General features: G+C 38.9%; 5 protein-coding genes. 2 read left to right on the top strand and 3 right to left on the bottom strand.

The features are described from left to right. The 3 genes from A9239_RS07625 to rpl3p form a co-directional block, all read right to left on the bottom strand. Nucleotides 1-231 (bottom strand): 50S ribosomal protein L23 (locus tag A9239_RS07625; RefSeq protein ID WP_069575253.1); only part of this gene is annotated, 231 nt, incomplete at its 3' end. Further along, nucleotides 228-992, bottom strand: a complete 765-nt coding sequence (rpl4p, locus tag A9239_RS07620; RefSeq protein ID WP_048156048.1) for a 50S ribosomal protein L4 — start codon at nt 990-992, stop codon at nt 228-230. The genes A9239_RS07625 and rpl4p, both read right to left, overlap by 4 nt. A 6-nt stretch (nt 993-998) precedes the next feature. Continuing rightward, a complete protein-coding gene (gene rpl3p / locus A9239_RS07615; RefSeq protein ID WP_048121198.1) occupies nt 999-2,012 on the bottom strand; it encodes a 50S ribosomal protein L3 in 1,014 nt (337 codons plus the stop codon). 57 nt (nt 2,013-2,069) lie between these two features. Between rpl3p and A9239_RS19420 the strand changes: the two genes are divergently transcribed. Continuing rightward, complete coding sequence (locus tag A9239_RS19420) at nt 2,070-2,237, top strand: hypothetical protein (RefSeq protein WP_155396523.1); 168 nt, start codon at nt 2,070-2,072, stop codon at nt 2,235-2,237. Between the two features lie 2,290 nt (nt 2,238-4,527). Continuing rightward, nucleotides 4,528-5,130, top strand: a complete 603-nt coding sequence (locus A9239_RS07605; protein ID WP_069575252.1) for a hypothetical protein — start codon at nt 4,528-4,530, stop codon at nt 5,128-5,130. Nucleotides 5,131-5,149 lie beyond the last annotated feature (19 nt).

The following is a 5,149-nucleotide window of genomic DNA, read 5'->3' as shown; positions in this document are numbered from 1 at the left end:
AGGTGCAATCTCGTGTGCCGATTCAGGATCTTCGAATGTCAGGATTGCTTTTTTCGTGCCCTTCATGGTGGTCATGGTTCGCACGGACTTTACTTTGAACCCGTACAGTTTTTCAACATTTACTACGATCTGCTTTTTGTTTGACCTGGTATCCACGATAAACTGGAGCTTGTTTTCATCAAGCAACATCATCGCTTTTTCAGTAACAAAAGGATAATTAATGGAACTCATTGGAATGCACCTTCCAGTTTTTCAACTGCGGATTCTGTCCAGATAGTAAGGCGCCCTGCGTGAGTGCCAGGTGCGAGCAGTTCAGCATTCAGTGAATCCACTGTTACAACATCTACCCCTGAGAGGTTTCTTGCAGCCTTCAGGATAGGGGCGCTTTCCCCTGCAACAACAATAAGGACGCTCTTTTTGTGCTTGTATTTCCTACCTCTGAGCTTTCCGCGGCCGGCTCTGATGTGTCTTCCATATTTTGCCCTGAGCACGTCTTCGTAGACTCCTATAGCCTGCAGGAATTCTATTACCTGCTTTGTCTTGTCCAGGTCCTCAAGAGCGTTTTCCGTAACAATCGGAAGCTCGGCTTCAAAGATGTGGCCTCTCAGGCTCACGAGAGTCGGATCCCTGGTTGCTGCGATTGCAGAGCGGATTGCATAGCGGCGTTCTTTGGTGTTGACTTTCTCGCTTCTGTCGGCTTCCGGTTTTGGTGGGTGAGCTCTTCTTCCGCCTCTTGCATGCGGGACTCTTGCAGCTCTGCTGCTGTTTACGAGCCTCGGAATATGGGACGCACCTCGCCCTGAACCCCAACCTCTTGCGGAAGTTTCCATGCCTGCATAGAGACGGGGACCGTAGGGTTGAAGCCTGTTTGCCTGTGCCGCAAGCACTGCCTTTTTAATCAGGTCAGGTCGGTAATCCACATCAAAGACGTCTGGAAGCTCAATCTCCCTGACAACCTTCCCTGTAAGGTCTATTGTTTTTGCTGTAGCCATTTCACTTCACCCCTGCTTGGATTCCCTGCTTATGTGAAGGATATTTGGTTCGCCAAGGTCGGCTTTCTTTGCCCTGATAGGGTCTCTGAGTCTGATAAGCCTTTTTGAAGGTCCTGGAACGCTGCCTTTAATCAGCACATAATCCCCACGGACAAGGCCATAATTGATGAAGCCGCCTTCTGGAGTGACTTCTTCCCCATCAGATCCAATCTTAAGAATGCGCTTATTGAACTCAGTTCTCTGGTGATATCCTGTCTGACCCATCTGCGGGACTCTCCAGGATACACGGCGAAGGCCGAAGCCACCAAGAGTACCGATCTGCCTGAGACTGCCCTGTCTGGAGTGCTTGCCTTTCATAAGCTGGGTGCCCCAGCGCTTGGCAGGACCCTGAGTCCCTTTTCCGATAGTAATTGCAGCTGTGTCAACAAGTGTTCCGGTCTTAAAAACATCGGTTATGCTTACAAGGGTACCGAGGATTGATTTTGCGTACTCGAACTTGGTGTTGAGATCCCGAGCGCTAATTCCAGACTCCATGATATCTGGAGTCTTTTTGGGAACCCCGGTAAGGCTCTTTGGCAGAGTATAAGTAACTGCCTTGATATCGCTTACCTTTCCGTCTTCGATCATTTTACCGATATTCCCAAGGGTTTCAGCCATATTCTCTCCTTTTGGTACAGGGATCCTGCGTTTGAGTTCAGGATCAAGGTCTGCTGCCCAGACCTCAGCGATTGCCTTTTCTCCGGTGGTATCTTCTGCATAAGCCCGGATGGCTGCTACCCTTATTGCGGGAGTTTCGATGACAGTTACGGGTACGGAGATTTCCATACCCTGGGTAAGGCTGTTCTTTATGTCATCAACCATGATCACGTGGGTCATGCCCACCTTGTACCCTGCAAAACCCTGTAGCCTTGGTTCACCTGTAGCCTCCGGCCAGGCTCTGAACCGTGGAATGTGGCTCTTTGCCCTTTTACGTGGACTAAATGCGAGGGAACCTCGTTTTGGTCGGTGTATGCTTGCCATATTTCTACTCCGTAAATTTCAATTGAAATGCCAGCCCCTCCGGTCGGCCCAACGTGAGTGGCAAAAGAAAAAATACACTGGATTCCCCGAACGCTACCAGGTGGGGAGGGATGTCTTTCAGACCTGCCTGGCACATATGCCTCGAGCAGACCAGAGCTTTATGCTCCCGGTACCCTAATTCCTTCAGGCATCTGCAATATCCGATCCTCTTCCCAGCTTGTCTAGCAGGAGCATACTCTTAGGATCGATTTTACGATCCTGGCAGACCCAAATCCAGGCATCCGGCTCTGATTTGAAACATTCAGTAGTCTGATTTGAAACTTCAGTATGTGGTAACCTGATTTTAAATTCAGTTCCCTGATTTGAAACTTCAGTATTCAGTAACTGCAACCGCAACTCATCGAAAACCTGAACAGCTTCGTGCGATTATAGGCGTCTCAGGACGCCAAAAGCGGGCGTTTCAAAGCATTGGCCCTTTAACACTCATGTTGATCCGACTTTTCTCACTGGATTTATCTTCAATGCAGGAAATCTTCCGTAAAGCACGGTAGAAAACCTTATCTCCCGGAAACTTCCAGGATGTTAGCATTAAGCATCACATTGATCTGATTAGATAATTTCAAGCACTAAAATGCGTGAATTTTCATCTCGCATGTACTTTGCCTTTACATAGCAGATCTAATATATAAAGCCTTTGCAGGGCGAGAAGAGAATTCAGAAAGAAGAATCCATTGCAAGAGAGAACAAGAATAAATAGAGAAAAGAGTTCGAGCTTATATTTCCTCAATCGAAGATTTAAAATATGGGATTACAGTCGACAGAATACCAGCTGTACTTATGCCAGCAAAAACTGATAGACCAACTTGATGTACGTTATATAAACTGGCCTGTGAGTAATAGATAGTATCACTATTTATCTTTAATAGAGTGATTATAACAGAGTGTAGACAGATATTAGTGTACAATATTATATTAGTGTACAATATTATATGCAAACTATTATGCTAGATATTATATGCGAGCTTGTAAATTATAATAGGCTAGTTTAAAAATATTTTAAAAGTTAAGTGGAATCCGTTAATTGAAGTTTATATTTAATTTTCCAATTAAGTTTTAGATTCCAGAATTCTTGTTGTAGATTTCTGATTAATGTCTTGAATTTTATATAGACTTTTTAGTCTGAATTCGAATACTTGCTCGTAGATTATAATTCAAGTCCTGATACTATAGTCCTCCTGTATTACGTAGATATTAATGGAGAAACACTGTTAATCCGCTCATTTTCGGATACTGAGAGGCAGTGAAGAGTGCAGTAAACAGCTTTTTTCTCTATGTTTTTCAAGACAATAAATTCATTTCCACAAACAGGGCAAATTTTTTTTATGTAAACATTTCTTATATAATTCATTGGACATCACCACTTTTTACACTTAGCTCTGGCACTGATTTTTTTGAAGAATTTAAAATCCTTTTTAGTATAAACTAAAAATAAAGAGTTACTCAAGCTGTAACCAGATAACACCATAAGAAAAACTGGTGGATTAGATCAGCAGGTTTCTTTATTTTTACTCATTTATGACTATAGGATTTCATATATGATTATAAATAGCAAATTAAATAGGTAAATAGTTTCAAGAATCACAATTTCTAATAAATAGTACATTTCAATTTAAATTAGTATGTGCCCTGTTTTTAGATGTTTTTACCCTGAAATTGAATTGTTGGCAGCCTCGAAGATTGGAGTATTTATTACTCGCCACCTGTGCCAATATAATAAAACTGAAAGCTCTGTTATGATAACTAAAAGTTTGGTATCTATTGCCTTGTCTGAGACAGTTGCCCCAGTGTCTATGAAATTATTACAGAAAATATGATTATTGGAGACATTCACCAGCAGGTCAACCAGTGATCTGTAGAAAACCTAAATCTGAAAGTAAAATTTCTTTTTAACCCAGATCAGAGCCAAAAGGAAAATTTACTATGGAAGTTTGAATCAAGAAAGAAGAGTTTAAGTAATGAAAAGTCAAGATAGGTAAACTCAGGACTCCTAATAATATTATTATTAATACTATATAATTCAAAGATGAAGAAATTTGAAAAATGAAAAGACGTTTACAGAAGATATTTATCTAAAAATATTAAAATCATTTTAAAATTCCCTTAAAATCTTTGTAATAAAAAAAATTATCGTAATAAATTTGCAGAATAACAAATCATGCTAAAATAAACTTAAAATCACACATAAAAACGCGTAAAGAAACATTGTTACCACTGTGCTGTTAAAGAATAAAAAAATTTGAAAAATGAAAAGACGTTTACAGAAGATATTTATCAAAAAATATTAAAATTGTTTTAAAAATTTTTTAAAATCTTTGTAATAAAGGAGATTTATCTTAATAAATTTACAGAATAATAAATCATGCCAAAATAAAACTTAAAATCACATATAAAATGCATAAAGAAACGTAAAAACTCAAATTTAAGCAGAAAAGAGGATAATTAAGGGGTGCACTGATTGAAGAAAAAAACAGGAATTTATAATGAAATATTTAGCAGAAAGTGGAGATTAATCTTCATTACTCTGGTTCTAATTTTTTCAGTAATTTCAATATCAGCTACAGGAGCGGGAAGCCAAACCAACAGCCAGGCAAGAGACAAAGTAGTACATGAGTCAAACATTGGAGTAAGTAACGAGACAGAAGATAATTATTTGTATTATATAGTAGACGAAAATTATACCGAAGTTAATTGCTTTGACTGCATGGAAAATGATGAAGATAACAATACAAAAGATGATTATTCTTCCTGCACAAAAAGTGACAAAAATTATACCGATAAATGCTCTTACTGCATAGAAGATGAAGAAAATCTTGAACAAAAAGTAGGAGAAAACAAAAGTAAGGAAAATCAAGAAACAGGAGAAAATAATACTAAATTAGAAACAGGAACAGGAAAAAGTACAGAAACAAAAGAAAAAGTGGAAAATAGTACTAAATCAGAAACAGAAAAAAATACAACAACTCAAAAAACAGTAGAAAATAATACTAAATCAGAAACAGGAACAGAAGCAGGAAAAAATACAACAACTCAAAAAACAGTAGAAAATAATACAAAATAAGAAACAGAAACAGGAAAAA

Source organism: Methanosarcina sp. A14 (genome assembly GCF_001729375.1).
Classification (GTDB): Archaea; Halobacteriota; Methanosarcinia; order Methanosarcinales; family Methanosarcinaceae; genus Methanosarcina; species Methanosarcina barkeri.
Note: the sequence above shows the minus strand (reverse complement) of the source record. Positions and strands in the feature narration are given on the sequence as shown.

Coding starts and splice junctions, on each gene's coding strand:
- rpl3p (WP_048121198.1), bottom strand. CDS start 2,012: ATGGCAAGCATACACCGACCAAAACGAGGTTCCCTCGCATTTAGTCCA.
- rpl4p (WP_048156048.1), bottom strand. CDS start 992: ATGGCTACAGCAAAAACAATAGACCTTACAGGGAAGGTTGTCAGGGAG.